The sequence below is a fragment of the Stappia sp. TSB10P1A genome (genome assembly GCF_900185725.1).
Classification (GTDB): domain Bacteria; phylum Pseudomonadota; class Alphaproteobacteria; order Rhizobiales; family Stappiaceae; genus Stappia.
In genome coordinates, this window is record NZ_FYAU01000028.1 from 1 (window position 1) to 1,735 (window position 1,735).

General features: G+C 68.8%; 4 protein-coding genes and 1 pseudogene. All 5 read left to right on the forward strand.

What is annotated here, in order from left to right; genetic code table 11:
- A pseudogene (locus TSB10P1A_RS13825) lies at positions 1–347 on the forward strand (hypothetical protein); the annotation flags it as partial.
- The gene (locus tag TSB10P1A_RS13830) at positions 344–718 is read left to right on the forward strand and encodes a LysR family transcriptional regulator (RefSeq protein ID WP_186388531.1); all 375 of its coding nucleotides are present in this window, start codon (positions 344–346) and stop codon (positions 716–718) included. The pseudogene TSB10P1A_RS13825 and the gene TSB10P1A_RS13830, both read left to right, overlap by 4 nt.
- Complete coding sequence (locus tag TSB10P1A_RS13835) at positions 718–987, forward strand: hypothetical protein (protein WP_186388532.1); 270 nt, start codon at positions 718–720, stop codon at positions 985–987. The genes TSB10P1A_RS13830 and TSB10P1A_RS13835 overlap by 1 nt, the downstream gene beginning before the upstream one ends.
- Entirely contained in the window at positions 984–1,268 is a 285-nt protein-coding gene (locus TSB10P1A_RS13840; RefSeq protein ID WP_208987102.1) for a hypothetical protein, read from the forward strand. The genes TSB10P1A_RS13835 and TSB10P1A_RS13840 overlap by 4 nt, the downstream gene beginning before the upstream one ends.
- Positions 1,269–1,377: 109 nt before the next feature.
- The coding region (locus TSB10P1A_RS13845) for a DUF3164 family protein (protein WP_186388533.1) at positions 1,378–1,735 on the forward strand (358 nt) is incomplete at its 3' end.

The following is a 1,735-nucleotide window of genomic DNA, read 5'->3' on the forward strand; positions in this document are numbered from 1 at the left end:
ACGGCTCGCAGGCGCCGACGCCGGCCAACCAATTGATGTGGAACACCATGCGCAATCTGCTGCGCGACGGTTTCACCGCGCATGAGCTGGCGACGTTCGCCGCCACTGACGAGGTCACGGTGCCGGTGGTGACGGCTCAGAGCTACGTCAAGCACCTGGCGGGTGCCGGCTATCTGACCGTCCTGCAGGAGAGCGTCGGCCCGCGCCCCGCGAAATGGCGGCTCAAGCCCTCGATGGCGAGCGGCCCGCTGGCGCCGAAGCTGCTGCGCACGCATGTCGTCTACGACCCTAACGACAATGCGCTTTATGGGCCGGCCGAGGCAGTCGCCGAGGAGGTCGCGCCATGACGCCGGCCGCCATGATCGACAAGGCGCGCGCCGCCTGGGGGGAGTCCTTGCCCGATTGGGTGCGGGAACTGGCAGCACTGGCAGACCGTGAGGGACTGGCAGGTGCGGCGAAGCGCATCGGCTACAGCCAGCCGACCGTCAGCCAGGTGATCAACGCTCGATACCTGGGCGATCTCGCCCGGATCGAGGAACGCGTGCGCGGCGCGCTGATGGGGCTGACCGTCGATTGCCCCGTGGTCGGCGAGCTTAGCCGGGACCTTTGCCTCGACTGGCAGGGCAAGGCGTACGCGCCGACCAGCGCGCACCGCGTCCGGATGTTCCACGCCTGCCGCGCCGGGTGCCCTCACTCACGGCTGAAAGGAGGCTGCTGATGCTGTCCGACGACATCAGAACCCTGATCGGGTGGATCGACGCCAATGCGAGGCCGGACGGCTCGCTGGCGCTGCAACCCGCGATGACCGGATTGCTGCGCCTCGCGCTGCGCGACGCGGCGCGAACCGCACGGGGCATGGAGGCGAGCCAGGTCTGCGGCCCGGCGATGGTATCGGAAGCGGATCTCGCCAGCGGCAAGGTCAAGCGGCTGCCGATCGTGCCTCGTCCGGTGCCGGCGGCTCCCGATGGTGGAGGGTCGGCAGCATGAGCGAGGCCCTGCACGATCTGGTCGACGAGATCCTGGCCGGCGTCTTCGACGGACGCGGCCCCGACACGCCGGCCTCGATCGCGGCGGCCGAGGTCGGCGCCAAGCTGCTCTCGGGCGGCACAAGCCGCGCCGACCTGGTGCACTCCATCGCCCGGCTGATCGTCGCCGTCGACATGGAGCTGCGCCAAAGGGAGGCGCTGCGGCGGGAGGCGGCCGAGCGGCCGCAGCCGGCGCCTGCTCCAAAAGCTCCGCCGGCCCGTTCGGCCGGCGCTGGCGGGTGAGCCCGATGCTCGACCACCTGCTGACCAGCCACCCTGACCCCACCGCCACCCTCATGGGCGACCCGGCACCGGGCCGCTCCGCCCTCGACCAAAGAAACGGAGAGTACCTATGACCGAGACAGTCACGAACGCCGATGACGGCACGATTGATGTCGGAGGAAACCGCTATATGGCGGATGCCAAGGGCGCGCTCGTACCGCTCGAAATGGTGAAGCCCGCACACAAGCTCGAAGATGAAGTCGTGCGCAGGATTATGCGTTTCGCCGATGAGCTTTCCGCCCGGATCGGCCGCTTTCGCGGTCACACCATGACCGACCTGGGTGAGCTCGATGCGCTGCTCGCCCAGGAGCACGGCCTGACGAAGGGCGGCCCGAAGGGAAATCGCACCTATCAGACCTTCGACGGGCTGATGAAGGTGACCGTGCAGGTCGCGGACTATGTCGACTTCGGCCCGCAGCTCCAGATCG